Annotated in this window: 14 protein-coding genes; 8 read left to right on the top strand and 6 right to left on the bottom strand. The window is 26.4% G+C overall.

The genetic code is table 4. The features are described 5' to 3' along the window. Positions 1-8 precede the first annotated feature (8 nt). Together GOQ20_RS03615 and GOQ20_RS03610 are read left to right on the top strand one after the other, a co-directional pair. On the top strand, positions 9-1,097 hold the full coding sequence (locus GOQ20_RS03615) for a DUF871 domain-containing protein (RefSeq protein ID WP_167845441.1): 1,089 nt from the start codon (positions 9-11) through the stop codon (positions 1,095-1,097). After that, positions 1,081-2,220, top strand: coding sequence for an anhydro-N-acetylmuramic acid kinase (locus GOQ20_RS03610; RefSeq protein ID WP_167845440.1), 1,140 nt, complete (start codon positions 1,081-1,083; stop codon positions 2,218-2,220). Before GOQ20_RS03615 ends, GOQ20_RS03610 begins: the two co-directional genes overlap by 17 nt. Positions 2,221-2,282: 62 nt before the next feature. Here GOQ20_RS03610 and GOQ20_RS03605 read toward each other — a convergent pair whose 3' ends face one another. The 3 genes from GOQ20_RS03605 to GOQ20_RS03595 all read right to left on the bottom strand — a co-directional run bounded on the left by GOQ20_RS03605 (position 2,283) and on the right by GOQ20_RS03595 (position 7,426). Next, a complete protein-coding gene (locus tag GOQ20_RS03605) occupies positions 2,283-3,008 on the bottom strand; it encodes a UpaP162 family type II restriction enzyme (RefSeq protein WP_167845439.1) in 726 nt (241 codons plus the stop codon). Next, the gene (locus GOQ20_RS03600) at positions 3,001-3,984 is read right to left on the bottom strand and encodes a DNA cytosine methyltransferase (protein ID WP_167845438.1); all 984 of its coding nucleotides are present in this window, start codon (positions 3,982-3,984) and stop codon (positions 3,001-3,003) included. The genes GOQ20_RS03605 and GOQ20_RS03600 overlap by 8 nt, the downstream gene beginning before the upstream one ends. A 202-nt stretch (positions 3,985-4,186) precedes the next feature. Then, positions 4,187-7,426 (bottom strand): type I restriction endonuclease subunit R, encoded by a 3,240-nt coding sequence (locus GOQ20_RS03595; RefSeq protein WP_233091213.1) that lies wholly within the window; start codon positions 7,424-7,426, stop codon positions 4,187-4,189. A gap of 254 nt (positions 7,427-7,680) precedes the next feature. Here GOQ20_RS03595 and GOQ20_RS03590 point away from each other — a divergent pair, with 254 nt between their 5' ends. Then, positions 7,681-8,118: an RpiB/LacA/LacB family sugar-phosphate isomerase gene (locus GOQ20_RS03590; RefSeq protein ID WP_129619999.1), complete on the top strand. Its 438-nt coding sequence runs from the start codon at positions 7,681-7,683 to the stop codon at positions 8,116-8,118. A 2-nt stretch (positions 8,119-8,120) separates the two neighbouring features. Next, positions 8,121-9,632: a phospholipase D-like domain-containing protein gene (locus GOQ20_RS03585; protein ID WP_167845437.1), complete on the top strand. Its 1,512-nt coding sequence runs from the start codon at positions 8,121-8,123 to the stop codon at positions 9,630-9,632. Positions 9,633-9,921: 289 nt separating this feature from the next. Here GOQ20_RS03585 and GOQ20_RS03580 read toward each other — a convergent pair whose 3' ends face one another. After that, positions 9,922-11,565, bottom strand: coding sequence for a hypothetical protein (locus GOQ20_RS03580; RefSeq protein ID WP_167844923.1), 1,644 nt, complete (start codon positions 11,563-11,565; stop codon positions 9,922-9,924). A 138-nt stretch (positions 11,566-11,703) separates the two neighbouring features. On the opposite strand from GOQ20_RS03580, the gene GOQ20_RS03575 reads away from it, so the two are divergent. Genes GOQ20_RS03575 through GOQ20_RS03560 form a run of 4 tightly spaced genes read left to right on the top strand, consistent with a single transcriptional unit; the run spans position 11,704 to position 16,048 of the window. Beyond that, complete coding sequence (locus tag GOQ20_RS03575; protein WP_129619997.1) at positions 11,704-11,970, top strand: HPr family phosphocarrier protein; 267 nt, start codon at positions 11,704-11,706, stop codon at positions 11,968-11,970. A 46-nt stretch (positions 11,971-12,016) separates the two neighbouring features. Then, the gene (locus tag GOQ20_RS03570; protein WP_167845436.1) at positions 12,017-12,937 is read left to right on the top strand and encodes an ABC transporter permease subunit; all 921 of its coding nucleotides are present in this window, start codon (positions 12,017-12,019) and stop codon (positions 12,935-12,937) included. Next, on the top strand, positions 12,927-14,003 hold the full coding sequence (locus tag GOQ20_RS03565) for an ABC transporter permease (RefSeq protein ID WP_167845435.1): 1,077 nt from the start codon (positions 12,927-12,929) through the stop codon (positions 14,001-14,003). Before GOQ20_RS03570 ends, GOQ20_RS03565 begins: the two co-directional genes overlap by 11 nt. Before the next feature lie 8 nt (positions 14,004-14,011). Beyond that, positions 14,012-16,048 (top strand): OppA family ABC transporter substrate-binding lipoprotein, encoded by a 2,037-nt coding sequence (locus GOQ20_RS03560; protein WP_167845434.1) that lies wholly within the window; start codon positions 14,012-14,014, stop codon positions 16,046-16,048. A gap of 76 nt (positions 16,049-16,124) precedes the next feature. Here the strand turns inward: GOQ20_RS03560 and GOQ20_RS03555 are convergent, their stop codons facing one another. Both GOQ20_RS03555 and GOQ20_RS03550 read right to left on the bottom strand, forming a co-directional pair. Continuing rightward, on the bottom strand, positions 16,125-16,976 hold the full coding sequence (locus GOQ20_RS03555; RefSeq protein WP_167845433.1) for a hypothetical protein: 852 nt from the start codon (positions 16,974-16,976) through the stop codon (positions 16,125-16,127). A 28-nt stretch (positions 16,977-17,004) separates the two neighbouring features. Then, positions 17,005-20,850 (bottom strand): GNAT family N-acetyltransferase, encoded by a 3,846-nt coding sequence (locus tag GOQ20_RS03550; RefSeq protein ID WP_167845432.1) that lies wholly within the window; start codon positions 20,848-20,850, stop codon positions 17,005-17,007. Positions 20,851-21,133 lie beyond the last annotated feature (283 nt).

The raw sequence follows: 21,133 nt of genomic DNA, 5'->3' as shown, positions 1-21,133 counted from the left end.
AGGTTAATATGTTAGGAGTTTCAATTTACCCAGAAAAGCAAGATAAAAAAGAGATTTTAGATTATCTTGAAAAAGCTGCCAATTATGGTTTTAAACGTGTCTTTTCGTGTCTTTTATCAGTTAATGGTGCCAAAGAAGAAGTTGTTAAAAGTTTTAAGGAAATTAATGATTTTGCAACAAGCAAAGGAATGGAAGTTATTTTAGATGTTAATCCTAGGGTCTTTGATAAACTAGGTGTATCTTATGATAATTTAGCTTTATTTAAGCAGATGGGAGCTACCGGAATTAGGTTAGATCTTGGTTTTGATGGTAAAAAAGAAGCTGCCATGACTTACAATAAAGAAAATTTAAAAATTGAAATTAACATCTCAAATGATAATAGTTATTTAGAAAACATTTTAGCTTACTTACCTAATTTAGATAATTTAATTGCTTCTCATAATTTCTACCCACAAAAATACACTGGTCTTTCATTTGAATTTTTTGAACGCATTACCAAAAAATTCAAAGCACATAACATTAGAACAGCCGCTTTTGTTTCTTCACAAAATGCAACTGTTGGACCTTGAGAATTAAGTCATGGACTTTGTTCGCTTGAACTTTTAAGAGGTAAAAACGTAGCTAGTCAAGCTAAGTTTCTAATGAACCTAGGTTATATTGATGATATTATCATTGGAGATTCATTTGCAAGCGAAAAAGAGCTGAAAGAACTTTCAGAACTTCAAAAAGGAATTGTTAATTTTAAAGTTCATTTAAATGAAAGTAACTTGGAAATTGAAAATATAATCTTGCTTGAAAATGAACACTTTAGAAGGGGTGATACTAACGATTATAGCATTAGATCAACTCAAAGTAGAGTCAAATATAAAGAGGCAGAAATTAAGCAAAATACCGAGCAAAAAGTGCTTAAAAAAGGTGATGTTGTTATCTGTAATAAAAACTATAAACAATATAAAGGTGAGCTTCAAATTATCTTAAAAGACCAAGAAAATGTGCTTTTAGGTAAAAATGTAGTAGCTAGAATTGATGAAAATGATTTATTTTTAATTGATCATATCAAACCTTTTGGAAGGTTTACTTTTGGCAAGAAAAATTAATGCAATTGGTTTAATGTGTGGAACTAGTGTTGATGCTCTGGATGTAGCTTACATAAGCATTTGAAGTTTTGATGGGCAAATCAAAATAGAGCTTAATAACTTTGAAATGTTCCCAATTGAAACTAATTTAAGAGAGAAAATTTTCAAATCATTTAAAGATGATATTTCATCAAGATTTCTATGTTCGCTGAATTTTGAAATAGCTAATTTTTATGCTAAATGTATTAACCAGTTTATTAAAAAACACAAAATAGATAAAAAAGATGTTAATTTCATAGCTTCTCACGGACAAACGATTTACCATTTAATTGACCCAAGTGAAAGCGAAACTAAATCAACAATGCAACTTGGTGATATTAGCGTAATTGCTCAAAAAACACAAATTACTACTATTGGTGATTTTAGACCTGCTGACATGGCTAATGGCGGTCAAGGCGCTCCGCTTGTAACTATTTTTGATTGAAAAATTTGCAAAGATCCTAATAAAGTTAACTTACTTCAAAACATTGGTGGAATTTCTAATGTTACCGTTTTAAATCACAACTTTGAAGATGTTTTTGCTTTCGATAATGGCCCAGGTAATGTTTTAATTGATTATGCTGCCCAAATTTTATTTAACAAACCATATGATGCTGGTGGTGAATTTGCAGCTAGTGGAACAGTGAAAAATGAGATAATAAATTACCTCCTTAATGATCCATATTATAAAATTAAGCCTCCTAAAAGCACTGGAAGAGAAAAGTACACTAAAGCATTTATCGAAAAATTAATTGCAGATTTTCCTAATTATAATAAGTATGATCTAATTCGTTCTTTAACTTACTTTACTGCTTTAACAATTGCTAATTCATATAAAGATTTTGTGTTTAAGAAAAACAAAAAATACCAAGTATTTATCTCAGGTGGCGGTGGTCATAATAAAGTATTAATGAAACATTTACAAGACCTAATTCCTGATGTAAAAGTTAATTTAATTGATGAACTTGGAATTAATTCTGATGCTAAAGAAGCGATGGCATTTGCTATTCTTGGATATCTTACATATAGCAAGAAACCTTCAAATGTGCCAAGTGCAACAGGCGCTAAAAGACCGGCAATTTTAGGAAAGATTGCTCCTTATTAAGTTACAAAATCCTTAAATAAAACGAATAACCCTAAAAATCAGGGTTATTCGTTTTTTATAAGCTATTTTTTATGAATTATTTGATCAAACTGAGAATCAACTTCTTTTTGTAGGTTTTTGTTATATATTTTGGTAATTTGATCTTTTGTATTGTTGTACGAGATTTTTTCAATAGGCATTTTTTGAGTTTCTCTGTGATTGTTGCTAATTATCATTCTTCCAGAATTTTTATTAAATTCTGAAGATCAATTTCTACTATCTTGATGATGACCCAAATCAAAATTTATTTCTTCTAAATAAAAAGAATCAAATCCAATAATTTCTATTTTTGAACGATCATTTATTTTGTATTTAGCTTTTAAAATTAAATAGTGATAATCAATATTTTCATCGTTATTCAAAACGTAATCTTCATAAATTTTATTTATAGCTGAGATAGCATTATTATTACCTTTATCAACTTTAAAGTTAATCAAAAATTTCTCATCATTAAAATAATAATAGAAATCGTAACTAGAATTGGTTACTTTATTACTTTGATCTTCTATTGAATTTCTTTTAAATTCTATTGAAAACTTTTCAGATAATTGTTTTAACTTCACACTAAAAAATTCTTCTAGACAAAAGCCAATAGCTGTAGAAGAGCCAATTACAGAATCTTTATCTCCCGGTAAATTTACATCTTCTATTTTTATCTGTAATTCATTTTGATATTCTTGTGAAATACTTTTAATAACTTCTAGTATTTTTTCTTGAAATTTTATTGCATTTTCTCAATATTTATTCATTTTTTAATATCCTTTTTACTATTTTTGCTATTTCAAATGACATTAAAGGAGGGACGGCGTTACCGATTTGTTTTAGCACGTTTGATTTAGATGAAAGAAATTCAAAATCATCTGGAAAACTTTGTAATCTTGCTAATTCTCTTGGTGTAAGAACTCTATTTAATTTTGGATGCACATGTACCCCGCCATGATTTTCTTTAACAGTTCTTGAAGGTTTATCATAATCAAGTCTAAAATAAGCGTCAGAATACTTCTTCATTACACTTTTACCTTGTGGCGTGTTTTGGATTTTTGCAATCATTTCGTTTGAATGTTTTGAAAAAATATGATTGAACAACTCTAATTCTTTTACATTTTCTAAATCTTCAATTGCCTCTCTAACTGTTTTTGGTTTATCTGTTTTGAAATTAGATAGTTTTTCAATTATCTGATCAACTTTTTCTTTATTTTCAAATGATGAACCAATAAAGATTACTCTTTCGCGTTTTTGTGGGACACCAAAATTAGTTGCATCTAATAAAATGAATTTAGAATAATATCCTTTTTCTCTTAATATCTCAATTATTTTGTCAATTACTAAAGATCCATCTTTTTCTTTAAAAGATAAAATACCTTTTACATTTTCTAAGACAAAATATTTAGGTTTGACTTTTTCGATTACTTTTATAGTATATTTATACAACTGGTTTCTAGGATCATCTGGATTTCTTTTGCCAGCCATTGAGTAACCTTGGCAAGGAAACCCGCCAATAACTAAATCAATTTTATTTTGTCAATTTGTTTCTATTTCGTCTATAACATTTTGATCTGTTATATCTTTTGTAGTAACATCTAATTTAAAATTTTTATTATATGTATCTACAGCAGGTTGTCAAAATTCAACTGTATATTTGATGTTAAAGTTATTTTTATAAAACCCTCAAGTTAATCCACCTGCTCCTGCAAACAAATCGATTAATGTAAATTTTTTAGCCATTTTACACCTCCATTTTTTTATATAAATATTTATTAAATTTTATTAAATAAAAGAAAAATTATTACGAAATAGAAATAACAAATAATTACTTTTATTTCATAATAATTTCTCAATTATTTTATTTTGGGATTTATCCATTTTTTATTACATTAATTTTAAATAATTTCTTAAAAATATAAGTGAAAATTTCTTAATTTATTAATTATTTACCATCTACAAGTCCGTAGTATTTTCTGAAAATTTCAGAAAGTCTAAGGTATGCTTTTTCTTTTTTATGTCAACGATTTTCATTAGCAGAATCATTAACTTGAAGTCATCCGGTACTTTTAATTACTCTTCCAAGCCCTGGGCCTTCATATTTCATTTCACCGCTGAGGAACGAATCTTTCATATATTCTTCAGTTTCATATTTTTTAAGATTTAATTCCTCAATAGCAATGTTTAATTCTTTTTCATATTCAGTTTTAGCGTGATCTCCTCACTTATTGTTAATTTGATCTAAAATTTCTTCTAAATCTAACTGATCAACATCTTTAAGTAAACTAATTTTGTCAATGAATTTTAGAATAAGTTCTTTTTTATTTCTAAGAGTAGGGCTGGCCTCAACTTTAGATGCGATATCATTTTTAATTTGATCATCGATTTTCTTTTTTAATTCAATGTCTTTAGAAATAACCGCCAAAATGTAATCAATGTTAATTTCATCTTGTTTAATAAGTTCGACAACAAATTCGACTTCATCTAAAATGCTTTCTTTGTGAGCTTCTCTATTTTTACGAGCTTCTTGCTCAATTCCAAGATAAAGCGATTCATAATCTTGAATAATACGTTCATCCAAAAAGGTATTTGCTTCATTAGCAAATTCATCAAATGTTTTAAGAACATTTCTCATTTTAAGTATTTCATTAAAAGTTTGAACAAATTCTTTTTTGCTTTCCTCTGATGAACTAACAAGGTGTAATAACTCAATTTTGCTTTGATGATCATTAGAAAGTGGGAAATCTTTTTTGAGCTTATCGGTTAATTCACGATAACCTTTAACTATTTCATCTTTATTTGGATCGTGATAGCCATCAATGTAATCTTTATAATCTTTTAATAAGATAATGTTTTTATTGCTTTCATCTCCAAAAAGTCGAATTGCTTCTTCGGTTTCAGCTGCAATGTTTCTAAATGTAACAATATTTCCAAAAGTTTTAATTGAGTTTAAAATCCGGTTAGTTCTTGAAAATGCTTGAATAAGTCCGTGCTGTCTTAAATTTTTATCAAGTCATAAAGTGTTTAAAGTAGTTGAATCAAACCCGGTTAAAAACATATTAACAACAATTAAAAGATCAATTTGCTTGTTTTTCATTCTAAGCGAAACATCTTTGTAATAGTTCATAAACCCTTCTTGTGAATCGATGTTAAATGAAGAAGCAAATTGCTTATTATAATCATTAATTGCTTCGCTTAAAAACTCTTTATCATTAGCTGAAAGGGTTTGGAAGTGTGAAAAATCTTCATCATCAATACTTCCGAATGTTCCATCATTTTCTTGGTTAGGATCGTAAGTAAAAATAGTTGCTATTTTAAATTTTTCATTATTAGCTTCTTGAAGCTGTTTTCTGAATTCTAAGTAGTATTTACGGGCAAATTCAATGCTCTCAACTGCAAAAATTGAGTTAAACCCTTTGATTCTTTCAAGTTGCTTTACCACTTTGCTTTTTCTATTTTTAGCAATTTGCTCAGTGTTAGTTACGACATTAAATTCATAAGCTTTATCATTTTCACCACTCATTGTTTTTTGGTCAAAGTGATTTAAGATATATCCTACAATCTTAGAAATTCTTTTTGGGGCAAGTCTAACTGCTTTTGTATCAATTTCGCGAACTAATTTGGATTCAATTTCATTTTCATTTTTAGCAACAACAGTTTTAACATAATCAATTTTAAATGGTAAAACAGTACCATCATCAATAGCATTAACAATAGTATAGGTGTGCAGCCTTTCACCAAAAAGAGTATCAGTAGTGATTAAGTTTTTCTTTAAGTCCTTAAAGGTTGAATTATTTTCAAAAATAGGAGTTCCAGTAAATCCAAAAAGGTGGTATTTTTTAAATTTATTTGTAATTATTCTGTGCATTTTTCCAAATTGAGAACGGTGACATTCATCAAAAATAAACACCACATTTTCCCTATATGCAATTGAATTCGAATTATTTTTAACAAAGTTAGTAAGTTTTTGAATAGTTACAACAATAACTGAATTTTTATCTGATTCAAGAAGCTGTTTTAAATCATTTGATTTATTAACTCCGGTAGCAAATTCACCATCAAAACGTTGATATTCACGAATTGTTTGGTAATCTAAATCTCTTCTATCAACAACAAAGACAACTTTTTTAATGTCAGTCAGTTCTTCTTTTACACGTTCTGCAGTTTTAAATGAAGTTAAAGTTTTCCCGCTCCCTGTGGTATGTCAAATATAACCACCAGCTCTATTAGTTCCTTGAGTTCCTTCAAAAGTTGAAGTTTTAATTTTTTGAATGATTTTTTCAACAGCTGTAATTTGGTATGGACGCATAACTAAAAGAATTTTGTTTTCGTCAAATACACAATATTTAATAAGCAAGTTTAAAATGGTAATTTTGCTGAAAAATGAACGGCCAAAAGCCATTAAATCAGAAATTTTATTGTTTTTCTCATCAGTTCAATATGAAGTGTATTCAAAAGATTTAATGTCTTTTCTAACAGTTTGATTGTCTTTAGTTTTAAGGTTATTTGCACCTTTTATAGCTAATTTTCTAGTGGTATTTGAATAATATTTAGTTTCAAAACCATTTGAAATAACAAAAATTTGAATAAAGTCAAAAAATCCATCTTCACTAGCAAAGCTTTCTTTTTGGTATCTTTGAATTTGACCAAAAGCTTCTTTAATTGAAACACCTCTTTTTTTAAGTTCTAAATGCACAAGTGGAAGACCATTAACTAAAATAGTTACATCATAACGATTTTTCACATTTCCGGTATTAGATTGATATTGATTAATTACTTGAAGGTGATTTTTGTGAATGTGCTTGGTATCCAAAATTCAGATGTTTTTCTTTTCTCCATTATCTAAATCAACTGAAAAAACTCTATCTTTTTGAATCATTTGAGTCTTTTCTTCAACGCCAGCTTTTGAATTAATTACTTGATCATAAAAGTTTCTTCATTCTTTTTCGCTTTTAAACTGATAATCATTTAATTTTTCGATGCATTTTCTAAAGTTAGCTTTTAAATCATCATTGTTTTTAATCTCTTTATATTCATAACCTTGATTAATTAAAAGTTGAACAAATTCTTTTTCAAGATCAGCTTCTGTTTGATATTTAGTTTCTCTTTTTGGAAGTTGCAATTCTAAAACATCAGCAACAACTGTTTTTTCGCTATCTTGCATAATTTTTTTATACTGTTGCATATTTACCCTCTCTTATTATGAAATTACATTAATAAAATTATACTAATAATTATTTTATAGCCTTAATTTGTTTGCTAAAAAGTCTCATAATTACTAAATTAATTTTTTAATTTTACAATTTTCGTATTTTCAACTTTAAATAGTGCACATAGTTAGACTTTGTTTGCTACTTAATAAGATTTTCACATCTTACTTTTAAGCAAAATAAAGCAAATAAGTTATAATTTAATTAACATTTTTTAAAGGAGTTTATTATGAAAAAAGTTGTTGCCTTAGCAAGTGATCATGCTGGATTTTTACTTAAAGATGAACTTGCTAAATATGTTCAAAAATTAGGATATGAAGTTGTTGATTTAGGTCCTGAAACTGATCAAAAATCAGTAAGCTATGCTGAAAAAGGTAAAGAACTTGCGGAATATGTTTACCAAAACAAACCTGCCTTCGGAATTGGTGTTTGTGGAACAGGTCTTGGAATTTCTTATGCTTTAAATAGACATAAAGGAATTAGAGCTGCAAGAGTTACTTCGCTTGAAGATGCTCATTTAGCAAAACAACACAATGATGCTAATGTTCTTGTTTTTGGTGGAAGACAAATTGCTCCAGAACTTGCAGAGCAAATTGTTGATGAGTACATCAAAACAGAATTTGAAGGTGGAAGACACATTCAAAGAATTGAAGAACTTGATAAATAAAGATGAAGAAAATCAATATCAGTAGGATTTTAATTTTTATCCTACAATCAATTATTTTTGCACTTGTTGTCTTTGGAATAAGTGTTTTAATTACGGTTGTAAACGAAAGTTATATTTCAGTTTTAATTTTCGTTTTATATATTTTAAATTGTGCTTTCGCTTTAATTATCATTAAGCAAAATCGCCAAATTGAAGCTAAAATGAGCTGAATCTATCTGATTTTATTCATTCCTTTCATTGGACATTTCATATTTTTAGCATTTGGTTTTATGACAAGAAACAAAATTGAATTAAAACTTGAAAATGATCCAAAGTATAAATTAAGATATTATGAATCAAAAGGTATTATTGAAAATGCTAACCGTCATAACGAAATAATTCACCCTTATGAAAGAATTCGTGAAAAAAGTTCGCTTCCAGGTGCAATTGATATTTATTCTGATGGTTATCGTTTTTACGAAGTGCTGCTTGAACAAATCAAAAAAGCTAAAAAGTCAATTTTCATTATCACTTACATCATCAAAAAAAGTGAAATAACTACTGAATTTATTGAACTTTTAAAAGAAAAAGCCCTTGAAGGGGTTGAAATTAAGTGACTCATTGATGATTTTGGGGCTATGATTTCACAAAAACATAAAATTCGGAAATTAAAAAAATTAGGAGTGCAAATTGGGTATATTGGTAAAATTTACTACCCTTTTATCAATAGCTCAAGCTTTTCAAGAAACCACCAAAAATTCATTTTAATTGATTCTTCAATAGTATTTTCAGGTGGAAATAACATCTCTGATGAATATGCATCTCTTTCAAAAAAATATGGACATTGAATTGATGTTAACTACCGAATTGTAGGTCCGTACGTTAATAATTACAATCTTCACTTTGTTAAGATGTGAAAGTCAATTACGCATAAGGATATGGAACTTGAAAATTATTTATATTACAAACACGGTTATAACTTAAATAATTTCAAAAATGATCTTTTATTTGTTTCAGATTCACCTTCATTTGAAGAATCTGAAGCCGAATTTTATTGACTTAAAATGTTTGCAATGGCCAAAAAATCAATCAAGATTGCCACTCCTTATTTTTCAATTACAAGTGCACTTACCAAACAAATCATTTTAGCTTTAAAAAGTGGAGTTGATGTGGAAATTTTCATTCCAGGTCTTCCGGATAAAAAAATGGTTTATAAAATTACTTTAAATCAGCTTAATGAACTTCGGAAATACGGTCTTAAAATTTGAATTTATAAAGATCATTTTCTCCATTCGAAAATGGGGTTAGTTGATAATAAAATTGCCTGAATGGGTACAAATAATATGGATAGCCGAAGTATGTTTTCACAATATGAAACAATGGATATTATCTCTGGTGAAGCTACCGGTCAAATTAATCAAATTTTTGAAAAATACCGTAAGAACTGCGTCGAGATTTCAAACCTTGGAAATCTTACTGGAGAATATAACCTTTTTGAAAAATTCATCTTTGATTTAACTAAACCGTTGATATAATATTATTTACATTTGTAAATTATTAAACGAATTGTCACTCTTGTTTGTTTCTTTTAATATAATTATATTGAATTCTTAAGAATTCAACACAAGCAATTCTGATATTAATTATTGAAATAAAATTTAAGTATTGAATTAATAAAATCAATTAATTTTGTATGTTAGTTTTTGGTTTTACAAATTCAATATTTGTCCTACAGCACGGGCCTTCTTTTCTTTCGAAGAAAAGAACCAAAAGAACTTCAAAATTCATAAAGAAATTGTTGATTATAAAATATGTTTTGTGATATTAGTTGTTAATGAATGCAACTTTATCTTTTCACTCTATATCTTTTTCAAGTAAGTTATAAAGTTTTAACAAAATCTGTTCACTTCTTTCAAGTATTTTGATTATCTTTTGTGCGTTTTCATTTTTAAGAATTTCGTTGGGGAAATGTCTTAATTGTGACTGTGCTAAAGTGAATTTTCTAGAATTTACAATTGCCTTTGCAATCACATGTACTTGTGGGATAGAAATATCTCACCCTTTAGCTAAAGCATAAATTTCGGTTTCATTTAATTCGGATTCTTCAACAACTTTTGCAATATATTTCTTATTATTGATTTCGAAATACAAGTTTTGGTTTACATCTAAACATAAATTAATATCTTTTCCGTTTTGTGAAAAAAACATTAATCTTTTATTATGTTCGTCGTAAGGGGCGAGCATTTTATTTTTATACATAACAACCCCATTATTTACTCTTCTTCTAATTCTTAAAGAAAAATCATAAATGTTTGAATTATGATCATTTTTGATAAATTTGGTTTCTTTATTACCTTCTGTTTTTTGAAAATGTTTGTTATATTCGTCAATAATTTCTTCGCTTCTTTTATTTAATTCATCAATAGAATCAATACCTTTATTTTTAAATAAATAAGGGTAATAATTTTGAGCACTAGCAAAAGATCTTTCCACATTTGGCTTATCTTTAGGATTAGATGACACAAATAAAGTAATTCCTCTATCGATTAAAGCCTCTTCAAACATTGTGTATGTTTTTTCTGAACCTCAAAAAGTTCTTCTGCGATCTGTTGTTATATTTGAAGGAAATCCATATTTTTTAAAGAGTTTATCAATTAGCTTTTGGTAACCCACATTTGTTTCTTGCTCTTCACATTGAAGTTCAAGTAATTTACCTGTAGCTGAATCAATTGCGTGGTAAATGAAAACTTTTTTATCCCCAAAAAATATTTCTTGACAAGCATCTAATTCAACATTTTCACCAAATTTTAAATGTATATTTTTAGCTTGATAAACGCTTTTTCTTTTCTTCTCACGCTCATCAATTTCTAAAGAACCAATTCTTGTGAAAAGTGAAGTTTTTTCACCAATTTCTTGTTTAAGCAATCTTCTAATTTTTCTAGATTCTCTTTTACCTTTTCTTGTCATTTGGATGTTAATGAAACCTTGCTTTTTAACTCTTCTAAAAGCTTGTGAATAACTAATATTAAAATTTTGTTTTACTTTTTCATAATAATAAAGTCAAAAAGGAGCGGTATTAATAGTTGCATTTTTAGGGAAAAATTCTTCAGAAAAATCATAATAATCACACATAATTTTATTTATAGTTTCATCATTATATTTGAGTGCATTTTCATTTTTTCTACCTTTGTGAGCAACGTTAAAAGTACCATTTTCTATAAATGGTTTTATTTCTTGTTTGTATCTAATTATTGTTCTGACACTGACGTGATACATCCTAGCAAGTTCTTTGTTTGTTCTTTTGTTTCAAAACCTTATAATACCTGCTATTATTTGAGCTTTTCTTTCTTCATAATAGCTCGTTTTTTTATGTGTTGTTATTTTAAAGACACCCATAGTCACTCCTTTATTAATTAAAATTTTATCTAAGATGTAGATTTTTAATTTTAAAACTCAAGGGTGTGACATTTCGTTTGCTATTTAATAGATTTAACTAAACCGTTGATATAATATTATTTACATTCGGAATGTGGTATAATGTTATTACATTGTTGATTAATCTAAAATAAATACTAAAGTTAGGTATTAAAATAGAAAGGATAAAATATGAAAGAATTTACATGTAAAATTATTGATCCAATTGGATTACACGCACGTCCTGCTACTTTAATTGTTAGCACAGCGTCAAAATTTAAATCAGATGCTAAATTATCATCAGGTGGAAAAGAAGGAAACTTAAAATCAATTATGAACATCATGGCTCTTGGTGTTAAAAGTGGTGCTGAAGTTACAATCAAAATTAGTGGTGAAGATGAAGAAGCTGCTATGGCTGCTCTTCAAGAAGCATTAAAATCAAACAATTTAATCGATTAAAACCTAAGTTGCTTTTTTAAGCAACTTTTTATTATTTTAGGATGTTATGATTAGGTACTTCTATCAATTATTTTTAAAAGACCTACTTTTAGGTGTTTTAAGCATTATAACAATCACTTTATTAGCATTTTTATTAATTAACATCAATAGTTTAAATCTTTCTTATAATTTCGCTATATTTACCTTAAAATTATTCTCTTTCAAAATCTTTCTAGCTAGCGAAACAAGCATCTTTGGACTTTATTTTAATAATTCACTGAAAGTTATTCTGCCTTCCTTTGGAATATCCTTAATTTTAGGTTTTATCATCGGAACCATTTCAGGATATTTTTATAAATCAAAAATTACGCAATATTCTAACTTAATTATTTATATTTTTAGTGCATTGCCAGTTTTTGTAATTGCACCAATTTTAGTAGTTTTTGCTGAGCAAATTGATCTTCCTTCTATTTACGTTGAAACACAAATAGCTAATAGCTACGTTTCATTTTTATCTTTAATTATTCCGAATTTACTTATTATTGTCATTTGTGCAAGCGTATTTGCTATTTTTGTGCGTAATTCTGTAATTGTTGAACTAAGTAATGAATATAATAAGTTTTTAAAAGCGCAAGGGTTTAGTAAGGTTGCAATTTACTTTAAATCTGTTTTTAAAAATACTTTTATTAGCTTTTTACCATCAGCTCTTATTATTTTTACTACCATTTTATCTTTTGATTTAATTGTGGAGAGAATTTTTCAAGTCCCAGGAACTAGTGTCATTTTAATGAGCGCTTTAAAAAATAATGGAAACTTATTTTTTATTTATTTAATCGCTATGTCACTTTTAATTTTGCTTTTACAACTTATAATTGAAGTGGTTTTAAAAATTATCAATCCTTTTGAAAGAGTGTTTTTGGTTAAAGCAAGCAAAGCACACCTTGATTTTGCAGACCATTTAAGTAAAGGAGTAAGCAATGCAAGCTAATCAATTTAATTTTGCAAGCAAAAGTCAAACTTTTGCAAGCGCAACAGTGCTAATTTCTCAGCAAAAACTTTATTGAAAACGCTTTTTTAAAAACAAAAGCGTGATTATTGCTCTTTTTGCCTTGCTTATACTTTTGCTTTTACTAGTCCTTAATCACTTTCTTTCTCCATATCAAAGTGATAAAGCTATTTATGATTCTTCTTTGGTATATAACCTTCCACCAGTTAATAATCCGATTATTAGCCGAACTTTTGAAAATGGACCTGATACAGATTATTTAATGAATTTAAACAAGAAAGGAATTATTGATTTTGAGTCAATTACAAACTACAAATCTTTTTATATAATCAAATATAATCCTTATCAAGTTTTAAGTTTTTTAAGCCCAAAAGATGAGCTTAAAACTTACTTTGGAACTAATTCAGTTGGCATTGATAATTTCACCTTAATGACCGATTCAATTTTAATTACTCTCTTAATTACCTTCATTTCTGGTTTAATTCAGCTCTTTTTTGGAAGTTTAATTGGTAGCTTAGTTGGGTTTTGTTCTAATAAAGCACTCTATAAAAGTAGTTACTTTATTTTAAGTGCAGTAATTGTGGTTCCTTATTTATTTTTAACAATTAGCTTGTTCTTGCTTTTTGGTTATTCACTAGCTAAAGCAATTTGCTTTTTAAGTATTGTTGGATTTTTTAGCATTTTTTATACTAGCTATCACAAATGTCAAGAAATTAAGGTCCTTTCATATATTGATGGTTATAAAACAATTGGTTATTCAAATTCTAGAATTATTTTAAGAGTTATTTTTAAGCAAATTATTTTTTACAACCTTTCATTTTTTAGCGATCAACTTTCATTAAGTTTTCTTTCGATAGCAGCATTAAGTTTTTTTAATGTTGAAAATATTAATTCACACATTAATATTGGGAATTTATATAAACAAATTATTGAAGATTTTAGCAATTATTACTTAAGCATTAGCACAATTGTTATTTCGATTGCTTTAATTGTTATTTTTAAAATTATTGGTGCAAGTTTAAATATGGCACTTTATCCAAAAATCTAAGGTAGAATATGAAAAAAACATTAACTTTTTTAAGTTTAATAGCTGCTTGCAGCGCTCCTTTTGTAGCTAATTCTTGTGTTGATTTTGATAATATTCATGCTAATAATGTCTTTATTAAAAATGAAAATCAAGCCAATATCCTTTATCAAAATCAAGCTCTAAAGCCTACTGATAGCTACATTAATAACGAAATAATTCGCACTATTTTTGCACCACTCATTTCTTATTCTCACCAAGGTAAAGTTCATGAAGATAAAATTAACAATAATTTTGATAGCGTAACTAAGAAGATTTTGAATTTTTATTTAGCAGATAGCATCATCGTTTATTTACCTGATAATAATGGTAATTTAACTCAATTTAGCTTTATTGATAGCGATTATAATCTCAATTTAACTAAGCCAGATAAAGGGAGTGGGTATAGCAAACCTATTTTAAAAGTTAGTTCACCTACATCTACATCAATTAATCATCCTGATTTTTGAAATAAAGTAAAAAAGGCAAGCAAAATTGAATTTAACTTAAAAGAGAACCTTTTTTACGTAGACAAAAATGGGCAGCAAACTAATAAGTTATTTCAAGCAAGTGATATAGCTAATAATTTATTAAATAATCAGGCATATTTACAGAAAATTAAAACCTTATATAATGTTGCTTTTAGCTACCAAAATAATAAATTAATTTTTAGTGCTTTTGATTTAAATAAAGAAACAAAACTTGATTTATTCATTCAAAACGAAGTAATGAACAACTTTATTTTTCAACCTAGTGTCAAAAATGAAAAAGACTTATTTTTAGGTACATACGTAGTAAGTGAAAATGAAGTTAACAAGTTAATTCTTTTAAAAAATAATTATTCAGCAAATGATATTTTCAATAATGCAAATGATTCACTTGCTAAAATAATTTTTAATTACAACCCAGTCCCACTTGATGAAGAAACCTTCAGAATTCAATCGCTTAGAGCCTACCGTCAAAATTTAATTTCAATACTTAATTACAACACTTTAAATTCAAAACAACAAGAAAATGTACTTAAATATTCGGATATTTATGGATATAACGAAGTTGTTTCATTTAATAGCAAAGATGCAATTTTCAAATGAACTTATAATAGCGAATTGCAGAGTGATAAGCCAAATAATGCTTTCAGTAATGATTTTGCAAACTTCATAAATTCTTTAACTAAAAAGGAATTATTTAATTTTGAAAAAGCTTTATCAATGCTTTTAAACCCATATACAATTGCTAAACTAAATGATAGTAATTATTATTGAAATGTAGCTCCACTTGCAAGTATGAAGTTACAAGGGATTGATCAACAAAACAATAATTTTGACTCGCTTTCATCTGCTTATTATTTATCGACTTTAACTAGTTTTGAGAATTTTGAAAGCAACTATTTTATTGAAAAAGAAGTGTATTATCAAAAAGATAACATTCTTGATTTAAACAAGCAACTTAGAAGTGCTAATTTCAAAGGATTAAAAGAGATTATCGCTTCTATGATAAGTAAATTTAAATTATCTCATCCAGGTGCAAAAATTAGCTTCACTATACCTTTTTTAGATAACTTTTCAGAGAAAGATAAGCGGCTTCTTGAAAGATATAAAAACATCTTAAATGAAAATTTTGATTTAAATGTGCAAATTGAAAAATATGATCAAAATAAAACTTACTTTTTCCAAAAAGCCCATATTTCTTATTTAAACAATTCACTTGATAGCTTTTTTAAAGTGGTTTGAGATGATTTTCATTCTTTAAAAAGCTTTAGCTATTTTTTAGATTTAGCGAGCGATGAAGCGATTCAAAAGTTCATAAGCGCTTCGAATTTAGAAGAATTTTTAAGCTATTTAAACACCAAAACAACATATGAGCAAATTAAAATAATAAATGCTTTTAACAATCATTTTAATATTCCGGTAATTTTAAATAATGCTCTTAGCGAAAAAACTTTTGAGAAAATATTAATTCAAAACTATTTAGAACTTCCTTCTTTTGAAGATGGTATTATCAATTATTCAGATGTTAGAACTAACTACTAATTAGAATGCTGGAAACGCAAAATAAAACGAATAACCCTATTTTGTAAGGTTATTCGTTTTTTAATGCCATTAATAATTATTGCTCTTCTTTTTGTATTATTTCAATAATGCTATTTAAATTTTTCTCAAGTAATAATAAAGTTTCAGAGTTTTCATTTTCAAGATAAATATTATCAAGCATTTTTTCAATAGCTTCAACAGTTTCTTCTTTACTAATTGGTGTTGGGTGATAAATGTTTTGATCATTGTGTTCTTTTAAGCAAACAAACATCGAAGGTTTCACACCTGAATTTAAAAGGAAACCTGAAAAATGTTGTGGGTGCCCCATTCCAATTAATTGTTCTTCTGAATAAATTGGGTCAAATTCATCAGCACATGTTGGGTAACAAAAGTTCTCTTCTGAATAGTGTAAACATTCAAGGTTTTTAATCATGTTTTCATCGATTTGAATTGGTTCTTTGATTTCAAATCTTAATTTGTAAAGTCCTTTTGATTCATGTTCATGTGCATTTGATTTTCATCTATTTGTCATTTCCTTGAATTGATTTCTTGAAACTAAAACATCTGTGTAATAACGAGTTGCTGGTTCCATTCCTAAAGTTCTATCAATTTTAAATCCATTAGGAATAAGGAAAGGTAACTTATGACTTTCTTGATCTTCATAAGATAAACCTTCAAATCTATCCACTGATTTAGCATTTTTGTTTAACAAAACAAAGCTGTTATATGGATGAGTCAATTTTACTTTTTTCATGTTTTGAAAATCTTCAACATACACTTCTTGATTGTGCATATGATCGTTTTCTGCATGGTTTTCAGTAAATTCAAAAATATTACTTAAATTTGCGAAAATATCGTAAATTCGTTCCATTGAAAGGTAGCTTAATTTCTTTGCAAAGCTATGAACAATTTGCTTTTTATCTTTCATTTTTACTCTCTATATTTTAATTTTCATACTATTTTTTGTTTATTTCTCTTTTTTTACGTTTTCTTTTAATTTTAGAGCTTAACTTAGAATCTTTTGCACAAATTAGTTGACTAAGATATTTACTAATTTTTATTTCCTCAGCGTTTAACCCAAATTCTATGGTTCTAAACTCATTTATAGAGTTATAAAGAGATGTAAATGATGATGTATTTAGGTACTTTTTATCAATTTCACCTTTGAAATTTGTTTGTTTTAATAAAACATCAATCAAGTTTTCGATATCTTTTTCTTCAATAAAATAACAATCTAGATTTGAATTTATAAACGAAGAACCATTTAAAGAAAAATTTTTATTTTTGATATTTATATGCTCTATTAAGTGACATTTTGATAACTTTTTATTATCCAAAACTAAATCAGAAGGATTAACATTTTCTTTTAATTTTGCACTTATTTGTTCGTTGCTTAATAACTCTTCAATAATTTTATTATTCGTATTCTTTTTGTTTATTCTAGGCGTTTTTGTTTCGTTTTTTAATTTAACAAATTTTTTGATGTGGAAAATTGGATGTCTTTTTACATATTCAGCAATAATTTTTTGTCTTATTTTTTCAACTATTACGTATACTTCGTCGCTATTGATGAGTTTTTCTTCTTGATTTTGTAGAATGTAAAGCAAATAGTAATATCTTGAACTATTTTTAGAGATGGCAATGTGTTTATTTTCGATTTCAATTATTTTTGTGTATAAATGCTTGATAAATTCTTTACAAATTTGAATGTTTAAAGTATCTTTTACACTCTGATCATTTAACATATAATTTTCGATTTTTTTCTTTGTTTCTTGAACCTTTTTAAATATGTTTAATAATTCTATATTATTATCATTTGTGTTTTGATACACAACAAAACCTAAAAAATTGATTAGAGATTGGAATCTAATTTGAGATTTTTGAATAATCTCGATTCTTTTGTTATTGTCTATAAAACCATTTTCATTTAAATTGAATAAAAAATAATCGGAAAGGTAATTGAAAAGAAAGTCATTTTTAAAATAATCTTCACAAGAATTGTTTTCTACAGCTAATACTTTTTTAAGTGAGTCAGAATCTTTGAATTTTAGTATAGCATAATATTTATTATAGAATTTAGCGCAATATTGACAATTTGGTTCTACACATTTCTTAAGTTCGTTTTTTAACTTTTCTCATTTATCAATTTCTATTGCTTTAGCACCTATAGTCATTTGTGAAAATATTTTTTTAAACTGATTGTAAAAGCCATAGTTTTCTAATTTTGAAATTGAGTTTTCAATTTCTTTAGTTAAATCTTCGATAAATTTGTTTTTACTTATTAAGTCGTAATTAATTACTTGATATTGAATGTTTTTAAGTGTTTTTCAATTCGAGATAAATGAAAAGTATTTTCTAAGTCTTTTATTTAAGAAATCTTTTTGAATAAATCTATAATCTGGGAATCCAGATTCAATAATATTGGTTCCACTAATTGTAGATATTGATTTTTGAATATTATCAACTGTTTTTTCGATCACGCTTTCATCCAAACCTGAATTTAATCTTATTTGATAGTCAAAAATCTTATTTAATTTATTTACATTTTTATTCATCTCAATACAATAAACAAAAGTAGCTTTTTCATTTTGCTTTTTAGGATTTAATTGAGCTTTATTTTTGTTAATCAAAAAGATCATTTCTTTAAGTGAATTTAAAGTTTTTAAAGCACCTTCTCAATCATCATCAATTTTTACATTGTCAAAAATGATATATTTGATTCCAGCATTATTGATGATGAAAATTAAATCATCAATATTTTTGCCTAGAAAACTATTGTTTTGTTCGAGTTCTGTTGTGTTACCTTTAATTGAAATCTTTTTAATTCTTCAAAAATTGTTAATTACCAATTTTGTAATTGAATAAAAAATAATTGTAAAAAGCAGTACAAAAAAGGAAAGGAAAACAACAAGATATATTTTATTATTATTTCAATAATTCACTACTTCCTTGTTACTAAAAAAAGCAATAAACACGCAAGTTAACATTGCTAAAATAAAACCTGCGGCGATTTTAAATAGTTCAGAAACTTTTCTTTTTACCTTAATTTTGGATTGATCTTGTTTTTTCAATGGTATTTGGTAAATTATTTGTTTTGCAATGTTATCTTCTAATTTCAAGTTTTCTGTATCATTACTACTTCAATCAATTCAAATAGTATTTTTGCTAGATTTTTTATCATTTTCAACATAATTTTTGATCAAACTTGTTTTCCCTGACGAAAACTCACCAACTATAGCTATATTTTCGATATCTGGCTCATTCATTGCATAATTTAATTGTTCAATTTGATCATTTATTTTGCTTTTATCAAAATTAACTTTTTCTTTGAATGGAACAACATCACTTTCAACAATTGATTCATATGTAATCAAATATTTGTCAAAATATCCAAACTTTTCATCTATTTTAAGTTCATTTAATTCGCAATTTTCTAATTTATATTGAAATGGATCATTATAAAAAGGGAATTTTGGAAATTCAGGATGCTTTACTAAATCTAAATTATTACTTCCATCTGAATTATCAAATCAACCTGTAACATATTTCATTCAATGATAATTGAGTAATAAATCATAATTTAATTGAATTTTAGTTGCCACATATCTATCAATAAAGTTGTTTTCAGTTTTATTTTTGTCTTCATTTTCTGCTTGTAGTAATTTTTGTTCAAAGTCATTTGTGCAGCTATTAATAAAATCAAAAAATTCTCTGGTGTCTTTATCTAGAAATTTGTATATTTCTTCAGTATATTTATCTTTTGTTTTATATATTTTTGAATAAACACTTACGAAAACATACATATTAAAAAGCATTTTATTTGGTGGTGAAAAAAAGAAAACAGAATCGATATTTAAAAATGTTATTAATTCTTGAATTAACTTATCATAATTTTGTGCATCAAAATCTTTTAAATCTATTTTTCTTTGGAAAAAGGTATTTTCTTCGTTATATAAATTAATGAAATTATCGATGATAAATTCATTTACAAATGCTATAAATTTATCTTTTTCTAAGTCATTTAATTGGTATTTAAATTTGTTTAATAATATCTTTGATTCAGCTACAATCTTTTTGTAAGAAAGAATAAATTTAGACTTATTTTCTAACAAAAAATTGACATTACCTTTTCCTTTAGAACTTTCTTTACTAACTTTTTTAGATTTGAATTTATTAAATAAGTTTTTGAAATTAGAAGCAATAGTTTTCTTTTTATTTTGATAAGAACTTTCTTTTTCTATTCTTTCAAGACTAAATAGTTCTGCCTTATCTACAAAACCAATGTTTTTATAGATGTTTCCAATTCTATCTTCTGTGTAGTATAAAAGTATCTTCTTACTTTTGTCTTGTTGAAAAATGTATGAACATAAATGGCTAACAATAATTTTAGCTAATCCTTTTCCACGGTAATTTTCATCAACTAAAACACCTCATAAAATTGAATATTCATCTGTTTCATATACAATGCATGCATGAGCAATAACTTTTTGATTATCAAACATTAAAAAACCAAGTTTATTTTTTTGTTTTTTGTATTCTTTAATTCATCTATCTCTAGAATCTGGGTAAAAATCATTGTCAATTAAAAAGTTTTTTGCAATTTCAAAGGTAGCATCATTTACTTTTTCTATTCTATATTCAGTATTGTTTTCAAAGTTTATCATTTCTTTTCTATCTAGTGTAGAGAGTCTTTGGTAAAACTTTTGATATTCATTAGTTTTTACAAATTTATTAATCATCTTTTTAGATAGCTTCGGAGTTAAATTGCTAAAAGTAAGATATTTTGGTTTTCTTTTAATCATGTCTTTTACAATTTTCCTTGTTTCTAAAAAGTTGTATTTTGAGCTAGAAATAAATACTGAATCAGCTTTTAAGTGATGAAAAATTAATCCATTTCTTAATTGATCTATTTTTAATGTTTTATTTTGTTCTTTTTTACTATTTATGTCCCTTTCTTTACTTATTTCGCTATTGTCTATATATATATATATATATATATATATAGAAGTTATTTACAATCGGATCTTTATATAGTAAATTAAATTTATTTTTTTCTTTTTGCATAAGACATCCATTCTTTAGTTA

It is taken from the genome of Mycoplasmopsis gallinacea (assembly GCF_012220205.1).
GTDB lineage: Bacteria > Bacillota_I > Bacilli_A > Mycoplasmatales > Metamycoplasmataceae > Mycoplasmopsis > Mycoplasmopsis gallinacea_A.
This window is presented reverse-complemented; position numbering and strand designations above follow the sequence as displayed.